Origin of the sequence: Actinoplanes missouriensis 431 (genome assembly GCF_000284295.1) — a bacterium.
Classification (GTDB): domain Bacteria; phylum Actinomycetota; class Actinomycetes; order Mycobacteriales; family Micromonosporaceae; genus Actinoplanes; species Actinoplanes missouriensis.
This window is the reverse complement of sequence record NC_017093.1, coordinates 3,702,443-3,726,548: the sequence shown is the minus strand read 5'-3', so window position 1 is coordinate 3,726,548 and position 24,106 is coordinate 3,702,443. Positions and strand designations below refer to the sequence as shown.

At 72.0% G+C, this 24,106-nt stretch carries 28 protein-coding genes; 18 read left to right on the top strand and 10 right to left on the bottom strand.

The genetic code is table 11. From position 1 onward, the window contains the following. The first annotated feature begins 12 nt into the window (after positions 1 to 12). The 5 genes from AMIS_RS17505 to AMIS_RS17485 all read left to right on the top strand — a co-directional run bounded on the left by AMIS_RS17505 (position 13) and on the right by AMIS_RS17485 (position 3,981). Complete coding sequence (locus AMIS_RS17505; RefSeq protein ID WP_014443676.1) at positions 13 to 1,368, top strand: flavin monoamine oxidase family protein; 1,356 nt, start codon at positions 13 to 15, stop codon at positions 1,366 to 1,368. A 158-nt stretch (positions 1,369 to 1,526) separates the two neighbouring features. Then, complete coding sequence (locus tag AMIS_RS17500) at positions 1,527 to 2,009, top strand: GNAT family N-acetyltransferase (protein WP_014443675.1); 483 nt, start codon at positions 1,527 to 1,529, stop codon at positions 2,007 to 2,009. A 26-nt stretch (positions 2,010 to 2,035) separates the two neighbouring features. Next, on the top strand, positions 2,036 to 2,329 hold the full coding sequence (locus AMIS_RS17495; RefSeq protein WP_231859333.1) for a hypothetical protein: 294 nt from the start codon (positions 2,036 to 2,038) through the stop codon (positions 2,327 to 2,329). A gap of 80 nt (positions 2,330 to 2,409) precedes the next feature. Beyond that, complete coding sequence (locus AMIS_RS17490) at positions 2,410 to 3,300, top strand: DUF6929 family protein (RefSeq protein WP_231859332.1); 891 nt, start codon at positions 2,410 to 2,412, stop codon at positions 3,298 to 3,300. 9 nt (positions 3,301 to 3,309) lie between these two features. Further along, on the top strand, positions 3,310 to 3,981 hold the full coding sequence (locus AMIS_RS17485) for a DNA alkylation repair protein (RefSeq protein WP_014443672.1): 672 nt from the start codon (positions 3,310 to 3,312) through the stop codon (positions 3,979 to 3,981). Here the strand turns inward: AMIS_RS17485 and AMIS_RS17480 are convergent. From AMIS_RS17480 to AMIS_RS17470, 3 genes are read right to left on the bottom strand one after another with little or no spacing between them, the layout of a single operon-like run. Next, positions 3,978 to 4,250 carry a hypothetical protein gene (locus AMIS_RS17480; RefSeq protein WP_014443671.1) on the bottom strand — a complete coding sequence of 91 codons (273 nt, stop codon included), beginning with the start codon at positions 4,248 to 4,250 and terminating at the stop codon, positions 3,978 to 3,980. The genes AMIS_RS17485 and AMIS_RS17480 overlap by 4 nt on opposite strands. Positions 4,251 to 4,287: 37 nt before the next feature. Next, on the bottom strand, positions 4,288 to 4,761 hold the full coding sequence (locus AMIS_RS17475) for a DUF3618 domain-containing protein (protein WP_014443670.1): 474 nt from the start codon (positions 4,759 to 4,761) through the stop codon (positions 4,288 to 4,290). Continuing rightward, positions 4,758 to 5,195 (bottom strand): phage holin family protein, encoded by a 438-nt coding sequence (locus tag AMIS_RS17470; RefSeq protein ID WP_014443669.1) that lies wholly within the window; start codon positions 5,193 to 5,195, stop codon positions 4,758 to 4,760. Before AMIS_RS17470 ends, AMIS_RS17475 begins: the two co-directional genes overlap by 4 nt. A gap of 80 nt (positions 5,196 to 5,275) precedes the next feature. Between AMIS_RS17470 and AMIS_RS17465 the strand changes: the two genes are divergently transcribed. The 4 genes from AMIS_RS17465 (at position 5,276) to AMIS_RS44130 (ending at position 8,344) form a co-directional block, all read left to right on the top strand. Further along, positions 5,276 to 5,743, top strand: coding sequence for an SRPBCC family protein (locus AMIS_RS17465; protein ID WP_014443668.1), 468 nt, complete (start codon positions 5,276 to 5,278; stop codon positions 5,741 to 5,743). 87 nt (positions 5,744 to 5,830) lie between these two features. Next, the gene (locus AMIS_RS17460; RefSeq protein ID WP_014443667.1) at positions 5,831 to 7,669 is read left to right on the top strand and encodes an ATP-binding protein; all 1,839 of its coding nucleotides are present in this window, start codon (positions 5,831 to 5,833) and stop codon (positions 7,667 to 7,669) included. Between the two features lie 86 nt (positions 7,670 to 7,755). Continuing rightward, entirely contained in the window at positions 7,756 to 8,241 is a 486-nt protein-coding gene (locus AMIS_RS17455) for a GNAT family N-acetyltransferase (protein WP_014443666.1), read from the top strand. After that, positions 8,201 to 8,344 (top strand): hypothetical protein, encoded by a 144-nt coding sequence (locus AMIS_RS44130; protein WP_231859331.1) that lies wholly within the window; start codon positions 8,201 to 8,203, stop codon positions 8,342 to 8,344. The genes AMIS_RS17455 and AMIS_RS44130 overlap by 41 nt, the downstream gene beginning before the upstream one ends. A gap of 721 nt (positions 8,345 to 9,065) precedes the next feature. On the opposite strand, the gene AMIS_RS17450 is transcribed toward AMIS_RS44130, so the two are convergent. After that, positions 9,066 to 9,455, bottom strand: coding sequence for a VOC family protein (locus tag AMIS_RS17450; protein WP_014443665.1), 390 nt, complete (start codon positions 9,453 to 9,455; stop codon positions 9,066 to 9,068). Between the two features lie 88 nt (positions 9,456 to 9,543). Between AMIS_RS17450 and AMIS_RS17445 the strand changes: the two genes are divergently transcribed. Genes AMIS_RS17445 through AMIS_RS17430 form a run of 4 tightly spaced genes read left to right on the top strand, consistent with a single transcriptional unit; the run spans position 9,544 to position 13,494 of the window. Continuing rightward, the gene (locus tag AMIS_RS17445; protein WP_014443664.1) at positions 9,544 to 10,581 is read left to right on the top strand and encodes an iron-siderophore ABC transporter substrate-binding protein; all 1,038 of its coding nucleotides are present in this window, start codon (positions 9,544 to 9,546) and stop codon (positions 10,579 to 10,581) included. After that, complete coding sequence (locus AMIS_RS17440; protein ID WP_014443663.1) at positions 10,581 to 11,624, top strand: FecCD family ABC transporter permease; 1,044 nt, start codon at positions 10,581 to 10,583, stop codon at positions 11,622 to 11,624. The genes AMIS_RS17445 and AMIS_RS17440 overlap by 1 nt, the downstream gene beginning before the upstream one ends. Positions 11,625 to 11,629: 5 nt before the next feature. Beyond that, on the top strand, positions 11,630 to 12,655 hold the full coding sequence (locus AMIS_RS17435) for a FecCD family ABC transporter permease (protein ID WP_172666679.1): 1,026 nt from the start codon (positions 11,630 to 11,632) through the stop codon (positions 12,653 to 12,655). After that, the gene (locus AMIS_RS17430; protein ID WP_014443661.1) at positions 12,652 to 13,494 is read left to right on the top strand and encodes an ABC transporter ATP-binding protein; all 843 of its coding nucleotides are present in this window, start codon (positions 12,652 to 12,654) and stop codon (positions 13,492 to 13,494) included. The genes AMIS_RS17435 and AMIS_RS17430 overlap by 4 nt, the downstream gene beginning before the upstream one ends. On the opposite strand, the gene AMIS_RS17425 is transcribed toward AMIS_RS17430, so the two are convergent. Both AMIS_RS17425 and AMIS_RS17420 read right to left on the bottom strand, forming a co-directional pair. Next, complete coding sequence (locus tag AMIS_RS17425) at positions 13,452 to 15,209, bottom strand: ABC transporter ATP-binding protein (RefSeq protein WP_014443660.1); 1,758 nt, start codon at positions 15,207 to 15,209, stop codon at positions 13,452 to 13,454. The two genes, AMIS_RS17430 and AMIS_RS17425, sit on opposite strands and share 43 nt — an antisense overlap. Next, complete coding sequence (locus tag AMIS_RS17420; protein ID WP_014443659.1) at positions 15,206 to 16,885, bottom strand: ABC transporter ATP-binding protein; 1,680 nt, start codon at positions 16,883 to 16,885, stop codon at positions 15,206 to 15,208. Before AMIS_RS17420 ends, AMIS_RS17425 begins: the two co-directional genes overlap by 4 nt. Before the next feature lie 172 nt (positions 16,886 to 17,057). Here AMIS_RS17420 and AMIS_RS17415 point away from each other — a divergent pair, with 172 nt between their 5' ends. Together AMIS_RS17415 and AMIS_RS17410 are read left to right on the top strand one after the other, a co-directional pair. After that, positions 17,058 to 17,381 carry a hypothetical protein gene (locus AMIS_RS17415; protein ID WP_014443658.1) on the top strand — a complete coding sequence of 108 codons (324 nt, stop codon included), beginning with the start codon at positions 17,058 to 17,060 and terminating at the stop codon, positions 17,379 to 17,381. Between the two features lie 67 nt (positions 17,382 to 17,448). After that, entirely contained in the window at positions 17,449 to 18,393 is a 945-nt protein-coding gene (locus AMIS_RS17410) for a phosphatase PAP2 family protein (protein ID WP_014443657.1), read from the top strand. On the opposite strand, the gene AMIS_RS17405 is transcribed toward AMIS_RS17410, so the two are convergent. Together AMIS_RS17405 and AMIS_RS17400 are read right to left on the bottom strand one after the other, a co-directional pair. Beyond that, a complete protein-coding gene (locus AMIS_RS17405; protein WP_014443656.1) occupies positions 18,329 to 18,790 on the bottom strand; it encodes a hypothetical protein in 462 nt (153 codons plus the stop codon). The genes AMIS_RS17410 and AMIS_RS17405 overlap by 65 nt on opposite strands. Positions 18,791 to 18,815: 25 nt before the next feature. Beyond that, positions 18,816 to 19,247, bottom strand: coding sequence for a MarR family winged helix-turn-helix transcriptional regulator (locus AMIS_RS17400; protein WP_014443655.1), 432 nt, complete (start codon positions 19,245 to 19,247; stop codon positions 18,816 to 18,818). Between the two features lie 78 nt (positions 19,248 to 19,325). On the opposite strand from AMIS_RS17400, the gene AMIS_RS17395 reads away from it, so the two are divergent. Then, positions 19,326 to 20,084 carry an SDR family NAD(P)-dependent oxidoreductase gene (locus AMIS_RS17395; protein ID WP_014443654.1) on the top strand — a complete coding sequence of 253 codons (759 nt, stop codon included), beginning with the start codon at positions 19,326 to 19,328 and terminating at the stop codon, positions 20,082 to 20,084. Here the strand turns inward: AMIS_RS17395 and AMIS_RS17390 are convergent. Further along, positions 20,052 to 21,650 carry a sensor histidine kinase gene (locus AMIS_RS17390; protein ID WP_014443653.1) on the bottom strand — a complete coding sequence of 533 codons (1,599 nt, stop codon included), beginning with the start codon at positions 21,648 to 21,650 and terminating at the stop codon, positions 20,052 to 20,054. The genes AMIS_RS17395 and AMIS_RS17390 overlap by 33 nt on opposite strands. Positions 21,651 to 21,882: 232 nt before the next feature. Between AMIS_RS17390 and AMIS_RS17385 the strand changes: the two genes are divergently transcribed. Then, the gene (locus AMIS_RS17385) at positions 21,883 to 22,623 is read left to right on the top strand and encodes an ATP-binding protein (RefSeq protein ID WP_157434909.1); all 741 of its coding nucleotides are present in this window, start codon (positions 21,883 to 21,885) and stop codon (positions 22,621 to 22,623) included. Here AMIS_RS17385 and AMIS_RS17380 read toward each other — a convergent pair. Further along, complete coding sequence (locus AMIS_RS17380) at positions 22,607 to 23,059, bottom strand: hypothetical protein (RefSeq protein ID WP_041829858.1); 453 nt, start codon at positions 23,057 to 23,059, stop codon at positions 22,607 to 22,609. The two genes, AMIS_RS17385 and AMIS_RS17380, sit on opposite strands and share 17 nt — an antisense overlap. Positions 23,060 to 23,354: 295 nt before the next feature. On the opposite strand from AMIS_RS17380, the gene AMIS_RS42725 reads away from it, so the two are divergent. Then, positions 23,355 to 23,600, top strand: a complete 246-nt coding sequence (locus tag AMIS_RS42725; protein WP_157434908.1) for a hypothetical protein — start codon at positions 23,355 to 23,357, stop codon at positions 23,598 to 23,600. Positions 23,601 to 24,106 lie beyond the last annotated feature (506 nt).

Genomic DNA, 24,106 nt, shown 5'->3' with positions numbered 1-24,106 from the left:
ACAGGAGGAGCAGTGGACACCGTCATCGAGCGGGACGTAGTCGTGGTCGGGGCCGGTCCGGCCGGCCTGATGGCCGCCCGTACCCTCGCCGCCGCCGGACGCAGCGTGGCCGTTCTCGAAGCGCGGGACCGGGTCGGCGGCCGCACGTGGAGCGACGTGATCGACGGGGCGTTCCTCGAAATCGGCGGCCAGTGGGTGTCACCCGATCAGACCGAGCTGTTGTCCCTGCTCAGCGAGCTGGGCCTGGGCACGTACCCGCGTTACCGGGAGGGCGACGCGGTCTACCTCGCGCCGGACGGCACCCGTACCCGGTACCAGGCTGCGACGTTCCCGACCAGCGAGAAGACGACCGCCGAGATCGACCGTCTCACCACGATCCTGGACGAGCTCGTCGCCGAGATCGACCCCGACGCGCCCTGGAAGCACCCGCGCGCCCGCGAACTCGACACCATCTCCTTCCAGCACTGGCTGCGCCGCGAGTCCGCCGACGACGAGGCCTGCGACGCGGTCGGCCTGTTCATCGCGGGCGGCATGCTGACCAAGCCGGCGCACAGCTTCTCCGCCCTGCAGGCGTTGCTGATGGCGGCCTCGGCCGGCTCGTTCAGCCACCTCACCGACGAGAACTTCATCCTCGACCGCCGGGTGATCGGCGGCATGCAGTCGGTGTCGCTGGCGATGGCCGCGTCGCTCGGCGCCGACGTGCACCTCGGCACCCCGGTCCGCACGATCCGGCGCGAGCCAGGCGGTTCGGTCACCGTCGTTTCCGACCACATCACGGTACGGGCGGAGCAGGTTATCGTGGCGGTCCCGCCGCCCCTGTACTCCCGGATCAGTTACGAGCCCCCGCTTCCGCGCCGTCAGCACCAGCTGCACCAGCACCTGTCGATGGGCCTGGTAATCAAGGTGCACGCGGTCTACGAGACGCCGTTCTGGCGGGCCGACGGCCTGTCCGGCACCGGGTTCGGATCGCAGTCGCTGGTCCAGGAGGTCTACGACAACACGAACCACGGCGACACCCGTGGCACCCTCGTCGGTTTCGTCGCCGACGAGAAGGCCGACCAGTTGTTCGCCCTGGACCCGGCCGCGCGCCGGGAGCGGATCCTCGCCTCGATCGCCGAGTTCCTCGGTGAGCAGGCGCTGAACCCGGTCGTCTACTACGAGTCGGACTGGGCCAGCGAGGAGTGGACGCGGGGCGCCTACGGCGCGAGCTTCGACCTGGGCGGCCTCTCCCGGTACGGGGCCGACCTGCGCACCCCGGTCGGCCCGATCCACTGGGCCTGCTCGGACATCGCCGGAGCCGGCTTCCAGCACGTGGACGGCGCCCTGCGCATGGGCCGAGCCGCCGCCGAATCCATCCTGGCCGCCTGACCCCGTCCCGCCCCGCTTGCGTGCCGCCGGCTGCTGTCTCGCGGCGATCGGGGTGGCGGCCGGGCGCCGCGCGATGCCCGGCGGTCGTTCGGCACGGCGTCGGTCGGCTACGTCAGACTGGGGTGGTGACGCATCCCGAACCCGCCCGCCTCGTCACGATGACCGCCGACCACGCCGACCAGGTCATCGACGTCTACCGGCTCGGCATCGCCTCCGGCCACGCCACCTTCGAGACCGAGCCACCCACCTGGCAGGCGTTCGACGCGGCCCGGCTGCCCGATCACCGATTCGTCGCCATGGACCCCGGTGACGAGCAGAACCGGATCCTCGGCTGGGTCGCCTGCTCCCCCGTCTCGGACCGCTGCGTCTACGCCGGCGTCGTCGAGCACTCCGTCTACGTCCACCCCGGCGCCCACGGCCGCGGCATCGGCAGGCTGCTGCTCACCGCGCTGATCACGAGCACCGAGAACGCCGGCGTCTGGACGATCCAGTCCGGCGTCTTCCCGGAGAACGCGGCGAGCCTCGCCCTGCACACCGCCTGCGGTTTCCGCGTCGTCGGCACCCGCGAACGGGTCGGCCGCCACCACGGCGTCTGGCGTGACGTCGTACTCCTGGAACGCCGCAGCCCGGTGATCACCTGACCCGCCGGCAGGCGATCATGGGTGACATGGAGACCACCGAGGACGGCCGGTACATCGTCGTCGACGGCAGGCCCTGGCGGGCCACCGACCCGGCCATCCCCGAGGAGGCGGCCGCCGAGCTGCGCCGGGCGTTGATGGCGGCCCGCCGGGACGTGGGCGCCGCGCTGCGGGCCGGCCGGGATCCGGCGCCGGCCCGTGCCCGGGTGCAGGCGGCGAAGGTGGCGCTCGGCGAGCGCGGCACGCCCTGGTGGGAGCAGACCGAGGACCAGCGCCGGTCACGCTGGGAGGACGGCTTGCGCTTCTTCTCCGGTACGGGGTGACGAACGCCCCGGGCAGGACGACGTCAGGCCCCGGCAGGAGCGCTCCGGGCCGTAGGCTGGATCTCACTATGCAACTCACCGTGGAAAGCACGTCCTCGTTGCGCTTCGACGACGGCACGCCGGTGCGGGCCGCCTCCGCGATCGCGCCGTTCGGTGACGGGTGGCTCGTCGTTCAGGACGACGCCACCCACGCGGCCTGGTGGCGCGGCGACACGGTCACCCCGGTGCGCGTGGTCGACGCGGTGGACGGCCTGGAGGAGTTCAGCTCGGCGGCCGGCACGAAACACCTCAAGCCGGACTTCGAAGCGGCGTGCGCGATCACTTCCGGCAGCGTGCTGCTGCTCGGGTCGGGGTCCACCGACGCCCGGATGCGCGCCTCCCTGGTGACCCCGGAGTCGTTCGCCGTGGCGGATCTGACGCCGGTGTACCACCGGGTCGCCGAGGCGATCGGCATCCCGGTCACGCGCCTGAACCTGGAGGGCGCCTGCCGCGACGGTGACATGCTGCACTGGTTCCAGCGGGGCAACGCCGCCGCCGGCACACCGACCGCCCGCGTCTCGGTCAGCCTGCCGGCCCTGCTGTCGGCTTTCACCGGCGACGCCGGCGACATCAAGGTCACCGACACCCGGCGCTTCGATCTGGGTACGGTCGACGGTGTCGCGCTGGCCGTCACCGACGCGGTGACCCTGCCCGGCGGGCGGGTCCTGGTCAGCGCCGCTGCCGAGGACGCCCCGAACGCGATCGACGACGGCCCGGTGGTGGCGTCCGCGCTCGCGCTTCTCGACGGCGAGCGGGTGCTCGACGTCGCGGAGATCCCGGTCGGGCCGTCCGGGCCGTACAAGGTGGAGGGTTTGGCCGTCGCCGCCGAAGTCCCCGGCGGTGTGCGGCTGCACGCGGTCGTCGACGCCGATGACACGAGCGTCGCGTCGAGCCGGCTCGCGCTCCAGGTTCTTGTCACACCCCGCCCGTAGGGTGCGTGCATGGCTGAGACGACGGTGGCCGAGGTGATGGCCGAGCTCGCGGCGCTGGAGGATCCGAGGGTCCGCGCGGTGAACGAGCGGCACGGCGACGACCACGGGGTCAATCTGACGAAACTGCGCGCCGTCGCGAAACGGCTGAAGACGCAGCAGGATCTGGCGCGCGAGCTGTGGCGGACCGGGGACGGCGCGGCCCGCCTGCTGGCGCTGCTGATCTGCCGGCCACGGGCGTTCGAGCGGGCCGAGCTGGACGCGATGCTGCGTGCGGCGCGCTCGCCGAAGGTGCAGGACTGGCTGGTCAACTACGTCGTGAAAAAGAGCCCGCACGCCGAGGAGCTGCGGGTGGCCTGGTTCGCCGACCCGGACCCGGTGGTGGCGAGCGCGGGCTGGGCGCTGACCACCGAGCGGGTGGCGGCAAAGCCGGAGACGCTTGACCTCGACGGGCTGCTCGACACCATCGAGCGGGAGATGAAAGACGCTCCGGACCGTCTGCAGTGGGCGATGAACCACTGCCTCGCGCAGATCGGCATCGAGCATGCGGCGCTGCGGGCCCGGGCGGTCGGGATCGGTGAGCGCCTGGAGGTGCTCAAGGACTATCCGACCGCGCCGGGCTGCACGTCGCCGTTCGCGCCGATCTGGATCGGCGAGATGGTGCGCCGTCAGGCGAGCGCCTAGAGCCGCCCGCCGGTGTAACTGATCGGGCCGGACGGGGTCTCGGTCTCGGGCAGCGGCTCGGGCTTGCGGCCGGCGATCGGCTCGTCGGAGGAGACGATGCCCGCGGCCCGCGGCTTGCCGTCCTGCGGCGGGGTCGCCGTGGCGCCGCCGGTGGCCTTGCCGGTGAGCTTGCGCGTGGTCGCGGCGATCTGCTCGTACTTCTCCCGGCCGGCCCGGGTGCCGAGGACATAACCGGTGGCGATTCCCGCCGCCAGGGTCATGAGTCGCATGATGATGCCTTCCTTCTCGTCGTACAGGTGAGGGGTCTCAGGAGCGCCGGCGGCGGAGGATGACGATGCCGGCCACGGCGGCGATCACGGCGGCGCCGAGCAGGGCCGGCGAGACCGCGCGGCGCGGGTCCTCCCGAACCTCGGCGACCGCCTGCCGGCCACGCTCGGGAGCGTCAGCCGTCACCGCGACGGCCCGGTCCTTGGCGTCCGAGGTGGCGGCCACCACCCGTTCCTTGGCCTCCGTGGTCGCCGACACGGCCCGGTCCTTGGCGTCGGCCGTCGCCGCCACGGCGCGGTCCTTCGCGTCGACGGTCGCCGCGACAGCGCGGTCCTTGGCGTCGGCGGCGGCCCCCTTGACGCGGGCCTTCGCGTCGGCGGCGGCGTCCTTCGCCCGGGCCTTGACGTCGGTCTTGGCGGCCAGCGCCTCCACCGTCTGCCCCAGGTCGGCGCGGGTCTGCTCGATCTCGCTGCGCAACTGCTCCTGGTCGGCCGGCTTGTCCGAAGTACTCATGATCGGCGTCCCTCCCGAGCCGCGGTCTTGATGGTGTTCACGTCGGCCTCCACGCCGGCGATGGCGTCCCGCGGGACCGGCGGCGCGGCCTCCTTGAGCTTGGTGCGGCCGAGCAGCGCGGCGATCCCGGCCGCGGCGAAGACCACGACCATCACGACCAGCACGGCCAGCCACAGCGGCCAGGCCAGGTCGAGCAGCACCACCGCGAGGGTGAGCAGCAGCCCGAGACCGTACAGGCCGAGGACCGCGGCGCCGCCGAACAGTCCACCGCCGACGCCGGCGCGCTTACCCTTCTCGGTCAGTTCCAGCTTGGCCAGCGCCAGTTCGTCGCGGACCAGGGTCGAGATCTGTGCGGCGGCCTGGTTGACCAGTTCCGCCGTGGACGCGCCGGTGGGCCCGCCACCGGCCGATGCGCTTGCCGTCACCGCAAACACCTCCTTGGTTACGCGGTGAAGTGCCCAGACCGGCCATCACGAAACTCCCCCACAGGGGTAACGGCACTTAGGATCGAGTCATGGCAGCACGAGCCGACCGGGTGAGCCGGTTGATCGCGGCGTCACCGGCGGCCGTCTACGGCGCCCTGCTCGACCGGGCAGCGCTCCAGGCGTGGCTTCCCCCGTCCGGCATGAGCGGACGGATCGAGCGGTGGGATCCACGGCCCGGTGGCGGGTTCCGGATGGTGCTCACCTACCTGGACCCGGCTGGCGCTCCCGGCAAGAGCTCCGACGCCACGGATGTGGCCGATGTGGGGTTCGCCGACCTCGTGCCGGGCGAGCGAGTGGTGCAGCGTGTCGTGTTCGAGGCCGACGATCCGGCGTTCGCCGGCGTGATGACGATGACCTGGGATCTCGCCGGCAGCGGTGACGGCACCGAGGTGACGGTCACCGCCACCGGCGTGCCGTCCGGGATCGGTCAGGCGGACCACGAGGCGGGCATCGCGTCGTCACTGGGCAACCTGGCCGCGTACCTGGAAAGGTCTTGATCTCCCGCGCCTCGCCGGTGTCTTTGGGACAATATCGGTCGGGACAGCATCGGTCCGCATTTGCGAGAACCGGTAGGAGCGGGGCGGATGACCTGGCCGTGGAAGAACCGGACCGGGAAGCGTTTGCTGATCAACGCGGCGCTGATCGCGGTGCTGCTCGCCGTCGCCGTTCTGGGCTATTCGGTGTCCCATCGGCAGGAGACGATGGCCGCCGACGCGCGGCGGGCGCAGCAGCTCGCCCAGGGCGCGCAGCAGGTGAAATTCCGGGCGGCTGATTTCAACGGCTGGCAGACGGCGTACGCGCTGGACATCATTCGCGCGGTCCCGGAGGCCGCCGCCGACAATTCGCCGAGCCGGGCGAAATTCCTCGACGCGGCCGCCGCTTTCGATCGGGAACTGAGTGCCCTGGAATCGCTTCCCGCGCCGCCCGAGGCGGCCCGGACCATCACCGCCGTCCGGGCCGCGTTCACCGATTTCATGGACCTCGACCGGAAGGTCGTGAAGCTGTACCGCAGCGACGGCCCCGGGGATCGCAAGGCCGCTTCCGAGTTCGTTCTCGGTCCGGAGATTCAGCTTTACGAGCAGATCACCGACGGCTGCGACGCCACCGTCTCGCTCTCCGCGGCGGCGGTCGACGCCAGTTTCACCCGGCTGGAATCGGTGGGCGCCGACACCCGTCGCCACATCATCCTGCTGAGCGTCATCGCCGCAGGGTTGGCGCTGGTCAGCATGCTCCTGGCTCACGCACGACAGCGTCTGGTCGAGGAACGCGCCCGGGAGGCGCAGCGGATGGCGAGCCTAGGGCAATTGGCCGGCGGCATCGCCCACGATTTCAACAATGTCCTCGCCATCATCCTCAACTACACCGGATTCGTCGCCGAGAAGGCGTCCGACGACGTCCGCAAGGATCTGGAGCACATCAGCAAGGCGGCCGAACGCGCGGCCGGGCTCACCGCGCAATTGCTGAGCTTCATCCGGCACGAGTCGATCCGGCCGGAGGTGTTCGACGTCAACGCCGCGATCGCCGAAGCGCACGCGATGCTCGCGCGAACCCTCGGCGAACACATCGAGCTCGTCGTGGTGCCGTCGCCGACACCGCTGAAGATCTGCGCCGACGCCGGCCAGATCCAGCAGATCCTCGTCAATCTCGCGGTCAACGCCCGGGACGCGATGCCGGACGGCGGCACGCTCGCGATCACCGCGACGACCGTCAATCTGGAGGAGAACCAGGCGAATGTGCGGCCGCCGGTGAAGGCCGGCCGCTATTTCCAGCTGCTGGTCACCGACACCGGCGGCGGAATGTCACCAGAGACGCTGGATCGCATCTTCGAGCCGTTCTTCACGACCAAACCCAAGGGGTACGGCACCGGGCTCGGCCTCGCCACCGTCTTCGGCATCGTGACCGAGGCCGGGGGCAGCATCGACGTCTCCTCCAAACTCGGCATCGGCACCACGTTCCGGCTCTATTTCCCGGTCGCCGACGCGCCGCAGGGGGCAGTCACCGCGGCACTCGCCCCGTCCGCCGTCCCGCACGGCCGTGGCCAGAGCGTCCTGATCGTCGAGGACGAGCCCGCCCTCAGCACCAGCATCGCCCGGATCCTGGCTGCCGGCGGATACCAGGTCCGGTCCGCCGTGAACGGCCCGGACGCGCTGGCCGCCCACGCGTACGACGGCTGCGACCTGCTGATCGTCGACGTGGTCATGCCCGACATGTCCGGCCCGCGACTCGCCGAGATCCTGCACCGCACCCACCCGCGGCTGCCGGTGCTCTACATCTCCGGCTACATCGACGGCATCCTCGGCCCGAACCGGCTCTGCACCCCGGAGACCGACGTGCTGGAGAAGCCGTTCACCGCGAACGAGCTCCTGATCGCGGTGAACAAGGCCCTGGCCGGAGCCCCGGGCGGCATCACCACCCCGGCCTGATCTCCCGGCAGCGGCCCGAAAGACCGAATCCCAAAGACCGATTATGTACGCGCGAAGCCGCGCCCTTTGCTGCTAATTTCCGCCGCATGTCCGATTCGCAGCGCGTACCCCTGTTCCGTTTCGCCGCCTCGACCGACGCCGGGCGGATCGCCGCTCTGCACGCCGACAGCTGGCGGCGGCATTATCGGGGCGCCTACAGCGACTCCTTCCTCGACGGTGACGTGGTCACCGACCGGCACGCCGTCTGGTCGGCGCGTCTGGCCGCCCCGGCGGGGTCGGCGACGATCCTGGCCGAGCAGGACGACCGGCTCGCCGGATTCGTCCATGTCGTCTTCGACGCTGATCCCCGGTGGGGAAGCCTCGTCGACAACCTGCACGTCGTCCACGACCAGCAGCGCACCGGGCTGGGCACACTATTGCTCAGTCACGCCGCGCTGGCCGTCAGCGAGCACGCCGCTGGAACCGCGCTCTACCTCTGGGTGCTGCGGCAGAACGTGGCAGCCCGGGGGGTTCTACACTGCGCGCGGCGGCGTGCACGTCGAGACCGTGACGGTGGCGCCGCCGGGCGGTGACCCGTCGCGGCTGGTCGGCCGCCCGGAGAAGCTGCGGATGGCCTGGGACGACCTGTCCCCGCTGATCGTCACCCCAGCGGGTCCGGCGCCCGAGCACGCCTGAGCCGCGCGTCCCCCACGGCCGGCATGGGCAACGGCACACGGTCATTGCGGTGGCGTGCCGCTTCGCTGGCCCGGGTGGAGCGCCCGGACCGTCGCATCGGCCGGCCTGGCGCAGTCGCGGTGCCCAGCCCGAGACCGCCCGCGGCACCAAAAGCGCCAACCGCGCCAACCGCGCCAACCGCGTGGATGAGGCCACACGCAACGCCGGCGCCGCATTGACGAGGTCACACGCAACGCCTGCGTGGCGATCCATCAACGCCAGGGCAGGGATGAAGGCACACGAACCGTTTCCGTGCGACTTCATCACGGCCGGCGGGAATTCCGGTGCGCCGCCGCCCCGCGACAGAGCCGCACCGTGAGCCGCCACCCACGCACGAGCCCACCGTGAGCCGCCTTGTCGTTCACCGCCGCGAGCTGGAGATCAACTGAGGCTGAGCGGCATTGCGGCCCCGCGAGCCGTCGCCGGCGCAGGCTGAACCGGCATGATCACCGTGCTCAGCTACGGCCCGCACTCGCGAGCCGTCGCCGGCGCAGGCTGAACCGGCATGATCACCGTGCTCAGCTACGGCCCGCACTCGCGAGCCGTCGCCGGCGCAGGCTTCCCGGCTGCTTCACCTGCGCGCACGACGGCTCGCGGAGGCCAGCGCTCTCAGCGCTGCCGCAACACCCCCGGCCAGCACTGAGAGCCGGCTCGAAGCGCCCGGAAGGGACGGGCGCGGGAGTCAGTCCAGGCAGAACTCGTTGCCCTCGATGTCCTGCATGACGATGCACGACTCCTCCACCCCGTCGGCGACCAGCACCTGGAAGCAGGTCGCGCCGAGCGCCTCCAGCCGCTTGCGTTCGGCCTGGAGGACGGCGAGCCGCTCGTCACCGACGAGACCGGTGCCCACCCGTACGTCGAGGTGCACCCGGTTCTTGACGGCCTTGCCCTCGGGCACCCGTTGGAAGTACAGCCGCGGCCCGGCCCCGGTCGGATCGGTGCACGCCGACCACCCGGTCTCGTCCTCGGGCTGCTCGGCCTTGACGTAGCCCAGCACCTCGCACCAGAAGCGGGCCACCCGCTGCGGGTCGGCGCAGTCGAAAGTGACCTGAAACTCCCTGATCGTCGCCATCGCTCCACCATAGAGCCCTTGTCGATCGATTTGTAGATCATGTTAGGTTAGGCAGCCCTTACCCCCAGTGCGATGGAGTACCACCAGCATGCGTGCATCCCGATTCCTCACCGGAATCGTCGCCCTCACCACCGCCCTCGCGCTCGGCGCCTGCGGCGGATCCTCCGACGACGAAGCCGCCCCGGCCTCCTCGAGCGGGGCCGCGGCGTCGTTCCCGGTCACCGTCACGCACGCGTTCGGCAGCACCACCATCGAGAAGAAGCCCGAACGGATCGCGACCGTCAACTGGGCGAACCACGAGGTTCCGCTCGCCCTCGGCGTCGTCCCGGTCGGGTACGCGAAGGCGAACTTCGGCGACGAGGACGGCGACGGCCTGCTGCCGTGGGACGCCGCGAAGCTCAAGGAACTCGGCGCGGCCACCCCGGTGCTGTTCGACGAGACCGACGGCATCAACTTCGAGGCCGTGGCGAACACCAAGCCGGACGTCATCCTGGCCGCGTACTCCGGCCTGACCAAGCAGGACTACGACACGCTCACCAAGATCGCGCCGGTCGTCGCGTACCCGAAGGCGGCCTGGGCCACCTCCTGGCGCGACAGCATCAAGCTGGAGAGCAAGGCGCTCGGCCTGGCTGCCGAGGGCGACGCGCTGATCGCGAAGATCGAGCAGGACATGAAGACCGAGGCCGCGCGGTACCCGAAGCTGGCCGGCAAGTCGGTGATGTTCCTGACCCACATCGACCCGACCGACCTGAGCAAGGTCAGCTTCTACACCACGCACGACACCCGGGCGCAGTTCTTCACCGACCTGGGCATGAAGCACCCGGACAGCATCGCGAAGGCCTCCGCGACGACCGAGGAGTTCAGCCTCACCCAGAGCGCCGAGCAGGTGCAGAACCTCAGCGACGTGGACATCATCGTGACCTACGGCGATGCCGAGGGCACCACCCTGGCCACCCTGCAGAAGGACCCGCTGCTCGGCAAGATCCCGGCGATCAAGCGCGGCTCGTTCGTCTCGCTGCCCGGCAGCACCCCGGTCGCGACCGCAGCGAACCCGACGCCGCTGGCCGTCTCGTTCGTGCTCAAGGACTACGTCGACCTGCTCGGCAAGGCCGCTGACAAGATCTGATGACGCTCGTCGAAACTCCGTCCGGGCCGGACGTCGCCGCGCTGCGACGCCCGGCCCGGGTGCGCCTGGCCTGGCTCCTCGCCGTCACCGCGGCCCTGGTCGTGGTGATGCTGGCGTCGGTGGCCTTCGGATCGCGGGTCGTCGGGTGGGACGACATCGTCGCCGCGCTCGGCGGCGCCGACACCACCCTGGACCAGGCCGCCGTCGTCAAACGCCTCCCGCGCACGGTCCTCGCCGTCCTGGTCGGCGCGGCCCTCGGCCTGTCCGGTGTGGTGATGCAGGGCGTCACCCGCAACCCGCTCGCCGATCCCGGCATCCTCGGGATCAACATGGGCGCGATGCTGGCGGTCGCGCTCGCGCTGGTGACCGTCGGGCTCTCCACCGCCACCGAGTACATCTGGGTCGCGATCGCCGGGGCGGCCGTCGCGGCGGTCTTCGTCTACGCGGTCGGCTCGCTCGGCCGTGGCGGCGCCACCCCACTCAAGATCGCCCTGGCCGGCGCCGCCACGTCCGCGGCCCTCGCGTCGCTGGTCACCGCCGTGGTGCTGCCCCGCGGCGACATCACCGACAACTTCCGGTCCTGGCAGGTCGGCGGGGTCGGCGGCGCCGGCTGGGACAGCATCGCCCAGATCGCCCCGTTCCTCGGCGCCGGCCTGGTCATCTGCCTGCTCTGCGCCCGGCCGCTGAACTCCCTGGCCCTCGGCGACGAACTCGCCGCCGGACTCGGTGAGCGGGTCGCCCTGGCCCGGGGCGTCGCCGCCCTCGGCGCGGTCGTGCTGTGCGGCGCGGCCACCGCCGTCGCCGGGCCGATCGCGTTCGTCGGGCTGATCGTCGCGCACACGTGCCGGCTGCTGATCGGCCTGGACCACCGCTGGCTGCTGCCCTTCTCCGGCCTGGTCGGCGCCACGCTGCTGACCGCCGCCGACGTGCTGGGCCGGGTGGTGAACCGTCCCGACGAGATCGAGGCGGGCATCATCACCGCGCTGGTCGGCGCGCCGTTCTTCATCTCCATCGTCCGCCGGCAGAAGGTACGCGAGCTGTGAGCACCATGACCCTGCAGGCCGTCACCCGCGGCCGGGTCCGGCGCAACCGGCGGCGCCGGACCGTCGTCGCCGTCCTGGCCGCGATCGTCGTCGCCGCGTTCGCTGTCTCGCTGATGGCCGGGCAGACCTTCTATCCACCCGGTGACGTGCTGCGGGTGATCCTCGGCGAGACCGTGCCCGGCGCGTCCTTCACGGTCGGCGAGCTGCGGCTGCCCCGCGCGGTCCTCGCCCTGGCCACCGGCGTGTGCTTCGGCCTCGGCGGGGTGACCTTCCAGACCATGCTGCGCAACCCGCTGGCCAGCCCGGACATCATCGGGATCAGCTCCGGGGCGAGCGCCGCCGCGGCGTTCGCGATCATCGTGCTGAACCTCGGCGAGACCGGGGTGTCGGTGTTCGCCATCGCGGCCGGGCTCGGCGTCGCCGTGGTCATCTACGTGCTGTCGTTCAAGGACGGCGTGGCCGGCACCCGGCTCGTGCTGATCGGCATCGGCATGGCCGCGATGCTGGACAGCGCCACCGCGTACGTGCTGAACCAGGCCGGACAGTGGGACCTGCAGGCCGCGATGCGCTGGCTCAACGGCAGCCTCAACGGCTCGACCTGGGACGAGACCGTCCCGGTGCTGCTGGCGCTGCTGGTGCTCGGGCCGGTGCTGCTCGGGCAGTCGCGCAACCTGACCATGCTGCGGCTCGGTGACGACACCGCCGCGGCTCTGGGGACCCGCCTGGAACGTACCCGTCTGATCGCGATCGTGGCGGCAGTGGGTCTCATCGCGTTCGCCACCTCGGCCACCGGCCCGATCGCGTTCGTCGCGTTCCTGGCCGGGCCGATCGCCGCTCGCCTGGTCGGGCCGGGCGGTTCGCTGCTCGTCCCGTCCGCCCTGGTCGGGGCGGCGCTGGTGCTGGTGGCGGACTTCGCCGGGCAGTTCGCGTTCAGCGTGCGCTACCCGGTCGGGGTCGTCACGGGCGTGCTCGGCGCCCCGTACCTGATCTATCTGCTCGTCCGCACCAACCGCGCCGGAGGCTCGCTGTGACCACTGACCACACCCTCACGGCGGAAAACCTGACCATCGGGTACGGGGACCGCGTCGTCATCGAGAACCTGGACCTGCTCGTGCCGCCCGGCCGGATCACCGCGATCGTGGGCGCCAACGCGTGCGGCAAGTCCACGCTGCTCCGCTCGATGTCCCGGCTGCTCGCGCCGCGGGCCGGGCACGTGCTGCTGGACGGCCGCGAGGTGCACCGGATGCCGGCCAAGGAGCTGGCCCGCACGCTGGGACTCCTCCCCCAGTCCCCGATCGCGCCGGAGGGCATCACGGTCGCCGACCTGGTCGGCCGGGGCCGCAACCCGCACCAGCGAATCCTGTCCCGGTGGAGCCGCCAGGACGATCTCGCGGTGGCCGCCGCGCTTGATGCCACGCACACCGCGGAGCTGGCCGATCGCTCGGTCGACGAGCTCTCCGGCGGCCAGCGCCAGCGGGTCTGGATCGCGATGGCGCTGGCCCAGCAGACCGAGGTGCTGCTGCTCGACGAGCCGACCACGTTCCTGGACGTCAGCCATCAGGTCGAGGTGCTGGACCTGCTCACCGACCTGAACGCGGACCGGGGCACCACGATCGTGATGGTGCTGCACGACCTGAACATGGCCGCCCGGTACGCCGACCACCTGATCGCCCTGGCCGCCGGCAGCCTGCACGCGGCGGGCGACCCGGCCACCGTGCTCACCGAGGACTGCGTGCGCGCGGTGTTCGGCCTGGACAGTCAGGTGATCGTCGACCCGGTCTCGGGCAAGCCGCTGATGCTGCCGATCGGCCGGCACCACGTCCGCGATCAGGCGGCCGAGCCACGCGCGGACCAGGCCGCCCAGAGCTGAGCGTATCGGCCGCCGGCCGTGACCAGGTCGTCGTGCGTGCCGTTCTCGACGATCGCGCCCCGGTCCATCACGATGACCCGGTCGGCGGCCGCGGCCTGGGTGAGGCGGTGCGCGACCACCAGCGCGGTGCGTCCCTCCAGCGCCGCGGCGGCCGCCTGTTCCAGGTCGCGGGCGCCGGCGCTGCCCGCCTCGGCGGTCGCCTCGTCCAGCACCACGACCCGCGGATCGAGCAGCACCACGCGGGCCAGCGCGAGCTGCTGGGCCTGCGCCGCGGTCAGCTGGTGGCCGCCGTCGCCGACCACCGTGTCCAGCCCGTCCGGCAGCTGCGACGCCCAGGCCAGCGCGCCGACCCGGTCCAGCGCCGCGGCCACCTCGTCCGCGGACGCCTCCGGGCGGGCCAGCCGCAGGTCGTCGGCGAGCGTGCCGGTGAACACGTGGGTCTCCTGGCTGACGATCGCGATCGTCCGTGCGGGCAGGCCGGACACCGGCACGCCGCCGACCGTTGCGGCGCCCTCCGCCGGGCGCAGGATGCCGGCCGCGATCGAGGCGGCGGTGGTCTTGCCCGCGCCTGTCGCGCCGACCAGCGCGACGAGTTCGCCCGGCCGGACCGTCAGCGAGACGCCGCGCAGCACCGGGTCGCCGCCGTCGTAGCCGAACGTGACGTCCTCGAGGACCAGCTCCCGGCCGTCCGGCGGCGTCCCACCATCCCGCTGCCCGGCGTCCCGCCGCTCGGTGTCCATTCCCAGGACGCCGACGAGGCGGGCCAGGCTCGCGCCGGCGTCCTGGGCCTTGTCGAACGTGACCATCAGGATGATGACCGGGTTGAAGAGCCGGTGGAACAGCAGCGCGGCCGCCGAGACCTCGCCGACCGTGCCGGCGCCGTGCCGGACCAGCAGGAAGCCCACGACCAGCACGGAGGCGAGACCGGCCAGCTCGGCGCGGTTGATCCGGCCGACGAACCGGGTGTAGAGGGCGAAGACCCGGACCGAGATGTCCCGGGCCCGGGCTGACGCGTCCTCGATGCCGGCGAGGTGACGGTCCTCCAGGTGATAGGTGTGGACCGTGCGGATGCCCTGCATGCCCTCGACGAACAGCTGGGACCGGGCGGCGATCGCGACCCGTTCCGCCGCGTACGAGGGTGCGGCACGCGGCAGGTACCAGCGCAGTGCCACCACGTAGAGCGGCACCGCGACCGCGCCGGCCAGCCCGAGCCGCCAGTCGATGCCGAGCATCGCGGCGAGGCTCAGCGCCGCCAGCAGCAGCGCCGAGATCATGCCGGGCAGCACGTCCGAGACGGCCTTCTCGATCGCGGTGATGTCCGCGCTGACCCGCGCGAGCAGGTCACCGCGCCCGGCCCGGTCGAGCACCAGCGCGGGCAGGCGCAGCGCCGTCTCCACGGTGCGTTCCCGCAGGTCGGCGAGGATCCGGGAGCCGAGCCGGCTGATCAGGTACCCGGAGACGCCGGTCGCGGCGCCGCCGACCACCGCGGCGGCCACGATCGCCACCGCGGGCGGCAGGATCGCCGCGGCGTCGCCACCGGCGCGGATCCGGTCGACGAGCAGGCCCAGCGCGTACGCCGGAACGATCGCCGCGCCGGCCGCGAGCAGGCCGGCCACCAGCGTGAACGCCGCCGAGCCGGCGCGTGATCGCAGTTCGGCGGCGAGCCAGGCCCGGCTCTCCCGCGCGCCGGCCACCGGCAGCAGCTGGGCCGTCATCGCAGCACCGCCCGGCGGTAGCTCTCGTCGGTGGCGCTGAGCTCGGCGTGCGAGCCCTCGGCGACGACCGTGCCGTCGCCGATCACGACGACCCGGTCGGTGACCGCGAGCAGTGCAGGGCTGCTGGTGATCACGACGGTGCCGTACCCGGCGTCCGGCCCGTGCCGCAGCGCACGGATCCCACCGGCGATGGCGTGCTCGGTCATCGCGTCGACGGCGGTGGTCGGGTCGTGCAGCACGAGCAGCGGCGGCCGGGCGAGCAGGGCGCGGGCCAGGGCGACCCGCTGGCGCTGCCCACCGGAGAGGTTGGTGCCGCGTTCGCTGACCGGCGCGTCCAGACCCGCGGTGGCGACCTCGTCCGCCGCGGCGGCACGCATCGCCGCGGTGAGCCGCTCGCCGCCGTCGCCGCGGACGTCGATGTTGGAGGCGAGCGTGCCGGTGAACAGGTCGGTGCGGTGCGGCTCGACGTGCAGCAGGCGGCGGGCGTGCGAGCGGTCCACCGACTCCAGCCTCTCGCCGCCGAGGAGGATGTCACCGTCGTACCCGTGGGGAAGGGTCAAGAGGCGAACCAGGGTCTCCGCGTCGGCGGGGCGCCGGGCGACCACCCCGACGAACTCGCCCGGGCGCACGTGCAGATCGAGTCCGGCGAGAGGGCCGGCGGTGACGCCGGACAGGCGCAGGTCGGTGACGCCCTCCGACGTGAGGAGCCCCTCCGGCAGGACCAGGCCGGCCTCGGTCACCGACGCGACCCGGCTCGCGGCGGCGCGGGCCGCGGCGAACCAGCTCGGCACGACCGCGAGCACACCGAACGGCTCGATCAGGAACTGCGCCGAGCCGATCACCGTGATGAACTCGCCGACGGTGATCCGGCCGGTCAGCGCGAACCAGCCCGCCGCGATCGCGATGCCGCCGGCCAGCAGGGTGCTCAGGGTGGTGGAGACGCTCAGGTACGCGTTCTGGGTGCGCGCCGCCCGCAGGGTGGCCGCCAGCGAACGGCGGCTCACCACCCGATAACGCTCGGCGGCGGCGTCCTGCGCCCCGATGCCGCGCAGCGGTCGCAGCCCGGTGACCAGGTCGGTCGCGAGCGAGGTGGCCCGGCCGGACTGTTCCTGCTGGTCGGCGACGCGCCTCGCGATCAGCGGCGCGGTGAGGTTCAGCACGGCCAGCACGACCGGCGTCGCGACCAGCACGATCAGCCCGAGCGGACGGGAGATCAGCAGCAGCGTGACGGCGCTGACCGTGGCCGCCACCAGGGAGCTGGTGATCCGCGGGATGTGGTCGAGCACGTACGAGGTGAGGTCGGCGTCCGAGGTCGACACGGTGAGCAGGTCACCGGTGTGCCGGTCGGTGCGCAGCCCGCGCGGGTGCAGGATCCGCGCGGCGACCTCGACCCGCAGCCGGTGGCCCTCCTCGGCGATCGCCCGCTGCAGCTGCCGGGCGCCGAACCGGTAGGTCAGGGTCATGACCAGGAACACCAGGGCGAGCACCGCGATCCAGGTGAGCAGCGCCACCACGTCGCCGGTGCCGACCGCCCGGTCGACGATCACGCCGATCAGGATCGGGATGAGGGCGGCGCAGAGCTGGTAGACGCCGGCCAGAGCGGTGCCGGTCCAGAGCCTCTTGCCGTTGCGCGCGACCGCTCTGCGCAGGATGTTGATGCCGTGCTCCTCACTCAAAGATCAAGTAAGGCTAGCCTAAGAGCATCCCGCGCTCGCGAGCGATCAGCACCGGCACGGCAACGGCCCGCGACACGATCTCCCACGAACATAGCCGCAGCTCAATTCATAGAGAGGCGGTCCAGGCGTGTCGTGGACGAGCGACCGGCCCACCGGCGATCCACAATGGGGTATGGATCGCTTCACGGGCCGATGTTGGCTCGATTGGTGGGCCAACCCGTCCACGAACCTGTTCGGCGCCCAGATCTCCGTCGTCATCGTCCCGGCCGACGCCGAGTCCGGCTGGACCGCGCACGGCCGGCTCGCCGAGGAGGGCGCCGACGCCCTCGAGGCGTTCACCTTCCTCCACGGGGTGGATCCCGTTTTCACGCTCCGCTTCGTCGACGACAGCGCGATCCCGGTGATCGTGCACACCATCAGCGACGACGGCGCGTTCACGATGACCGAGTACACCGGGCCCCAGGACCGGGCGTTCACCCACGAGATCCGCCTGTGACGGGCCCGCCTGGGTTGACCGGGAGTCCTACTCTCGATCGCTCGGCACGCGGGGAGGCGACCATCTGATGACCATGCTGAGCCCCGGGGGGACGCGGCGCGGCGGCCGTCCATCCGCCGTCGTCCATCTGCTCGGCCCGCTGGTCATCAGCGTTCTCGCCGGGCTGAGCACCCTGGTGACCTACCACGTGTTCGTCCGCACGATCTCCGGGCAGACACTGGACACCGCGGCGATGCTGGGCACCGACGTCCAGCACCCGCGGCTGGCCGGCCTGCTCAGCAACGCCCTCGACGCCACCAACATGCGCAGCGTCGCGGTGGTCTGCGTGATCGTCGCCGCCATCGGCGGGCTGCGCCGGCGCATCGACCTGGCGATCGCCGCCGCGGTCCTGGTGCTCGGCGCCAACGTCACCACGCAGCTGCTCAAGAACCGGTTGCCGCGCCCGCCCTTCGACGGCCTGCAGTGGGAGAACTCGCTGCCGAGCGGGCACACCACCGCCGCCGCGGCGATGGCGTTCGCGCTGGTCCTGGTGCTGCCCGAGGCCGTCCGGGGAACCGCCGCCCTGGCCGGGGCAGGCTTCACCGGGGCCATCGCGATCAGCACCGTGTGGGCCCGCTGGCACCGGCCCAGCGACACGGTGGCCGCCATCCTCGTCGTGCTGGCCTGGGGCGCGCTGGTCGTCCTCGGCATCCGGCTGCTGCGGTGGACCCGGCAGGCGGCGCCCGGCCGGCCGAGCTGGCTGGCCACCCTGCCGCTGCTGGTCACCGCCGCGCTCGCCGTGCCGGTCACGGTGCTGGGCCTGCTCTTCGCGAAGACCTCGGCAACCGTGGCCACCGAACCGGAACCGAGCCGCCTCAGCTTCCTGACCGGCATCGCCGGGATAGCCGCCGCGGTCTCGCTGGCCTTCCTGACCTGGCTGTGGCTGGCCACCGCCGACCGCGACCGGCCTAGAGAGTCATCCAGCAGTAGAGCGATTCCCCCTGCTCACGAGCCCGGGTCGCCAGGGCGGTGAAGTCGGTGATCACCTCACGCAGGTAGCCCGCGTCGCCGAACCCGCCGAACTCCTCGACGGTCGCCCACCGCTCGGCCAGCTCGGGCACCCGCTCCGTGGCGATCCCGGCGAGCACGTCCCGGACGCGATCGTCGAGAACCGTCACCCACGGGCCCTCGTGCTCCGGGTCCTGCTCGCCGTCCTCCGGCCAGACCAGGCGGTCGTCGACCAGATCCGTGCCCCACTCCCGGCCCATCGCGAAAGCGATCAGCTGGCCCAGGATCACGCCGGGATCGATGGTCTTCAGAGCAAGGCCGTCGAAGTCGCCCAGCAGCGGCGAGTCGGCCTCGTTCTCGTCCATGTGCGCGCGGACGGCGGCCACGCTCGGCGCCCGGAAGTAGTCGTACAGAACACCCATTCGACGGAGACTAACAGCGGGCGGATCACCGCTGGAGGTTGCCGCGCACCGTCTCCAGCAGCTCGACCAGGACGGCCCGCTTGTCGCTCGCCATTCCGGCGGTCGCGGTCTCGGCGAGGGTCCGCCAGGCCGCCTCGATCCGCGGGACGATCGCCCGGCCCTTGCCGGTCAGCCGGATCCGGGAGGCGCGGCGGTCCCCCGGCACGGGCTCCCGGACGAACCAGTCACCCTGCTCCAGACGGCTCAGGCTACGGGTCACCGTGGGCTGCTCCACGCCCATCCGGGCGGCGATCTCGGAGACGGTCACCCCGTCGGGCTCCTGGCCGAGCATCCACAACAGGACGTCCTGCCCGGGGTGCAGGCCCAGCTCGCCCAGCAGGTCAGCCTGGGCACTGCGGTACAGCTTGGCCACCTTGACCAGGGCTTTGTTGGTAGCCAGGACGTCCGTCAGATCCACCCCGGCAGTGTACGGGTTGACGCCTCCCGCCCTCCTGATACATAGTCGGCTAACCAATAGCCGACTATGGAGTTGATGATGGAAACCGGTCTGTCCGACAGGGTCGCACTCGTCACCGGGGCCTCCGGCGCGATCGGCCGCGCCGCCGCCGCGCACCTGGCCGCCGAGGGCGCCGCCGTCGCCGTGGCCTGGCACACCAACCAGGACGGCGCCCGTGAGGTCGTCGACGCCATCACCCGGGCCGGCGGCCGCGCCCTCGCCGTCCACCTGGATCAGGCGGACCCGGCCACCGTCCCCGGCGTCCTCGACGAGATCACCGGACGTCTCGGAGCCGTCGCCGTCCTGGTCGCCAACGCCGTGCAGTGGCCGTCCTTCGACGCCGGCGAGATCAGCGGGCTCACCACGTCGCTGACGGTGAACACGGTCGGCACGGCGGCGCTGATCGACGCCGCCCTGCCGGCCATGCGTGACGCCGGCTGGGGACGCGTCGTGGTGGTCTCGACCGACATCGTCGAGCAGCCGATGGCCGGGCCGCTCGCCTACGCCACCGCCAAGGGCGCGCTCGAGACCGCGGCGCGCGTGCTCGCCGTCCGGGAGGCCCGCCACGGCATCCTCACGAACGTCGTGCGCCCCGGCTTCACGCTGACCGACCGGGCGCTGACCGCGCCGTTCCTGGGACCGGAGGCGGTCGCGTCGGAGTCCCGGAGGACGCCCACCGGCCGGATCTGCACGCCCGACGACGTCGCCTCCGCGATCACCTACCTGGCCTCGGCGGCGAACGGGCACGTCAACGGGCAGACGGTGTCACTGGCGGGTGGCCGAGAACTCGTCCGGTAGGTGCAGTGACGGGTGTCGCTGGGCGCAGGGCAGGCGCAGCAGGAACCGGCTGCCGTGCGGGACCACCGACTCGTACCAGATCTGGCCGTGGTTGGCCTCGGCGAGCAGCCGGGAGAGGTAGAGGCCGAAGCCGGCGCCGGTCCGCTCCCCGCCGGGCTGGCCGGCCTGGGTGAACCGGTCGAACAGGTGCTCGACGAAGTCCGGCGGCACCCCGTTCCCCTCGTCGGTGACCGCGAACCGCACCGTGGCACCGGTGCCGTCCAGCGCCGCCGACACGACGATGTCGCCGGCGCTGTACTTCACCGCGTTCGTGATGAAGTTGGTCAGCACCTCGTGCAGGTGCACCGGGTCGGCCCAGACCGCCGCGCCGGGCGGGACCGGGCCCACGGTGACCCGCGCCCGGGCCTGCTTCGTCAGGTTGTCGGTGGCCCGGGCCAGCGCCTTCTCGACCGGGACGACAACCGATTGGGTACGGATCTCGCCCGGCTCGGCCCGGCAGAGCGCCAGCAGGTGAGCAGCCATGTCGAGCAACTGGTCGACGCGGTTGCCCAGCGCCTGGACGGCGGCGCGCCGCTCGCCGTCGGTGGTGGTGTCCCACTCCTGGGTCAGTTCCTCGGAGTACGCCGAGATCACCGCCAGCGGCTGATTGATCTCGTGGGTGAGCGTCGCGATGATGTCGCTCTTCCACGCGCCGGCGGCCTCCAGGTCCTCGGCCCGGCGGCTCAGCTCCCGATGCGCGTGGTCGAGGTCCTCGTGGGCCGCCGACAGCCGACGGTATAAATTCGCGGTCTCCGCGAGCAGGGCCAGCAGCACCACCCCGGAGGAGACCAGCAGCGTCACGCGCGCCACGTAGTAACCCAGCGTGTAACGGTACGGGCCGGACATGTACAGGATCACGGTGGCCAGGGACGCGCTGAGCGCCACCACCACCCACTGTTCCGCCCGGGGCCGGTGGCGCAGATTCCGGATCACCGCCAGCAGGCCGGCCGCGGTGACCAGCAACGCCACGCCCACCACCCACCGGCCGGCCGTCGTCGGCGCGCCGCCCTCGTACATCCGGGGCAGCAGGTCCGCGGCGGCGACGACGGTGCCCGCCACCGCGCCCGCCAGCACGAGCACAGCCACGATCGCCGCCGCGGCGACGGCACGCCGCCGGGTCCGCGCCACCCCGCCCAGCCCCACCGGCAGCACGGCCACAAGCAGCGGAAACCCGGACACGACGGCGAGGAAGAGCCACGGGCCGCAGACCTCGGCCCACGTCGAATCGGCGCCCGCGCGCTGGATCCTGGCGGAGACGGCGGCGTACACCATCATCAGGAGGGCGGCGTAGAGGTAGGCCGACGACAGGCCCAGCGTCGCCGGCCGCCCGCCGGCCAGGAACTGCTGCATCAGCAGATGGGCGGTCAGCAGATCGCCCGCCACCATCAGGACCAGGAACACGACCATCAGGTACGAGTGAACGGCCAGCCGATGGCCCGCGAACGGCATCACGGCGAGGGCGACCGTGATCACCGCCAGCGCGTACGCCCACAGGCCCCGACGGACCGGGGCGTCCTCCACGGCCATCGCCTCCCAGCCGTCACAGGTTCCCAGCTGTCGTCACAGGTTCCCCGCTCCAGGCTACCGGCGACGGCACCGCGGGCGCCGGGAATCAGCGACGCCCTCAGGGCAGGGCGCCGAGGAGGCGCGCAGAGGCGCCCCGGCCGGCGCGGCGTCCCCCCACCGGAGGCTTGCCGGGAGGCAACCGACAAGCGTTGAGTATGGGGGCGAGCCACCCGTCACAGTCGGGATGACCAACATGAAGACATCGGTGGAGCGGAGCCTCGACACCGGGATCACCACGGTACGCGTCGCCGGCGAACTGAATCAGACCAGCTCACCGGCGATGCGCAGCGTGATCGGCAAGGCCGTGGCCGAGTGCCCCACCGCGGTGATCGTCGACCTCGGCGAGCTCAGCCACGACGGCGCCGGCCGGTTGAGCGTCTTCCCGACCCTCTCCCACAACGCCCTGAACACCTGGGGCGTGCCCCTGCTGCTCTGCGTCGGCGACCCGGCCCTGCGGCGGGACTTCGCGGCCTACCGCACGTTCGTCGCCCTGTACGAGCATCAGTCCGAGGCGCAGGTGGTGGCACGCGCCTATGTGCCGCGCTGGGTGCGGCGGTGGTTCCCACCGGTGGCGGCGAGCGTGGGCGGCGCCCGGGTCATGCTCGGCGAGGCGTGCGCCGGCTGGGACCTGGACCACCTGCGTGACCCGGCCCAGCTGATCGCCTCCGAGCTGGCCACGAACGCGATCACGCACGCCGGCACGGCGTTCGACGTGTTCACCGCGTACACCGAGAGGTATTTGCGGATCTCCGTGCAGGACGGCGACCTCCGCCTGCCACGGATCGCCGACCGGCCGCCGCCGACGAGCACCATCATGCTGCCCGGCACGGGCCGGGGCCTGCGCATCGTGGCGGCGATGGCCACCCACTGGGGTGCGACGACGACGACGGGCGGCGGCAAGATCGTGTGGGCGCTGATCAGGGCCGGCGGGTGAACTCCATGACCCAGTTGGACTCCCAGGTCTGCCCGCCGTCGGCGGAGAACTCCTGCTCCCACCGCGCCGAGTCCGGCGTGATGTCCGACCAGATGTAGTGCGCCCGGATCGGCCGGCCGTCGAGGACGTCGTCGCCGTAGAAGTCGCCGCGGCCGCCGGCGAAGGTGCCCGCCACCGGGGCGCCGAGCACGCCGGTCCGGCTGTCGGCCCAGTACAGGGACCATTCCCGGCGCTCCACGTCGAACAGGCGCAGCGTGCACCCGCGGAAGCCCAGCGTCGGGAAGTCGATCTCGTCGAAGTTGCCGCCGCCGCCGAAGACCTGGTGGCAGGTGGAGGTGCCGGGGAACGAGTACCACTCGTCGCTGCCCACGAAGAGCTTCGTGAGGCGGCGGTTGACCACGTTCCAGTTACCGAGGAAGAAATCGAAGTCGTTCACGGGAGTGATCATGGCGGCCCTTCCCTGACACCTCCTGTCAGGCATCCCCGGGCGGATCCGGTTCCTCGATGCGGAGCCGCCGCGAACTCCATGAGCACTTCACCGCTTAGTCGCCCAGGCGCTGGACTTCTCGCACGGGTTCTTACTGCCGCCGGGCGCGCGGTGCACTGATGGAGTTGGCTCGGGAGGGCGGGCGCGGGGATGGCGAAGCCCAGGGTTGATCTCCGGAGAACCCCATGGTCCCGAGAGGTCACACTGGGGTTCCTCATCCGCGAGCACCAGAACGGGAGCACCTGTGAGCGAGCCGGGTTTCAGTCACTTCGCCAACACCCGACCGCGCCACCGCCGCTGGCGCATCATCGGCGTCGCCGGGTCCGCCGACAATCCGGGCGTGCAAACGGTCGAGATCTTCCAGGGCGCCGCGCGGACGAGGTCACACCCAACGCCTGTGTGGCGATCCACCAACGCCAGGGCAGGGATGAAGGCACACGAACCGTTTCCGTGCGACCTCATCGCGGCCGGCGTGAATCTCGCCGCGTGAGCGGGGAGTCGATCGCGGCGAACTTCGTGCGCCGCCGCCCCGCGCCAGAGCCGCACCGTGAGCCGCCACCCACACCCGGGCCCACCGTGAGCCGCCCTGCCCCTCCCCGCCCGAAACTGGAGATCAACTGAGGCTGAGTGGGCATTTCGGCCCGCGAGCCGTAGCCGGGACAGGCTAAACCAGCATGATCACCGCGCTCACCTACGGCCCGGACCCGCGAGCCGTAGCCGACGCAGGCTTCCCGAGCGTTTTGCCTGCCTGCGCTACGGCTCGCGATCGCCCCCCTGCCACGTCGATTCAAATGATCTCGGCTCCGGCCTGGCCAGGCGATCGGCACGGGGTGATCCGGTCGCCTGGCCAGGCGATCGGCACGGGGTGATCCGGTCGGTGGGCAGAGCCCTTGGACCGTCCAGCAGCGGGCGGTCAGCGCCCGCGATGGCGGTTCGCGTCCGCCGACGCCTTCTGCCTGGGCGCTTTCCGAGCGCGCCCCGTCAGCTGAGCGGTGG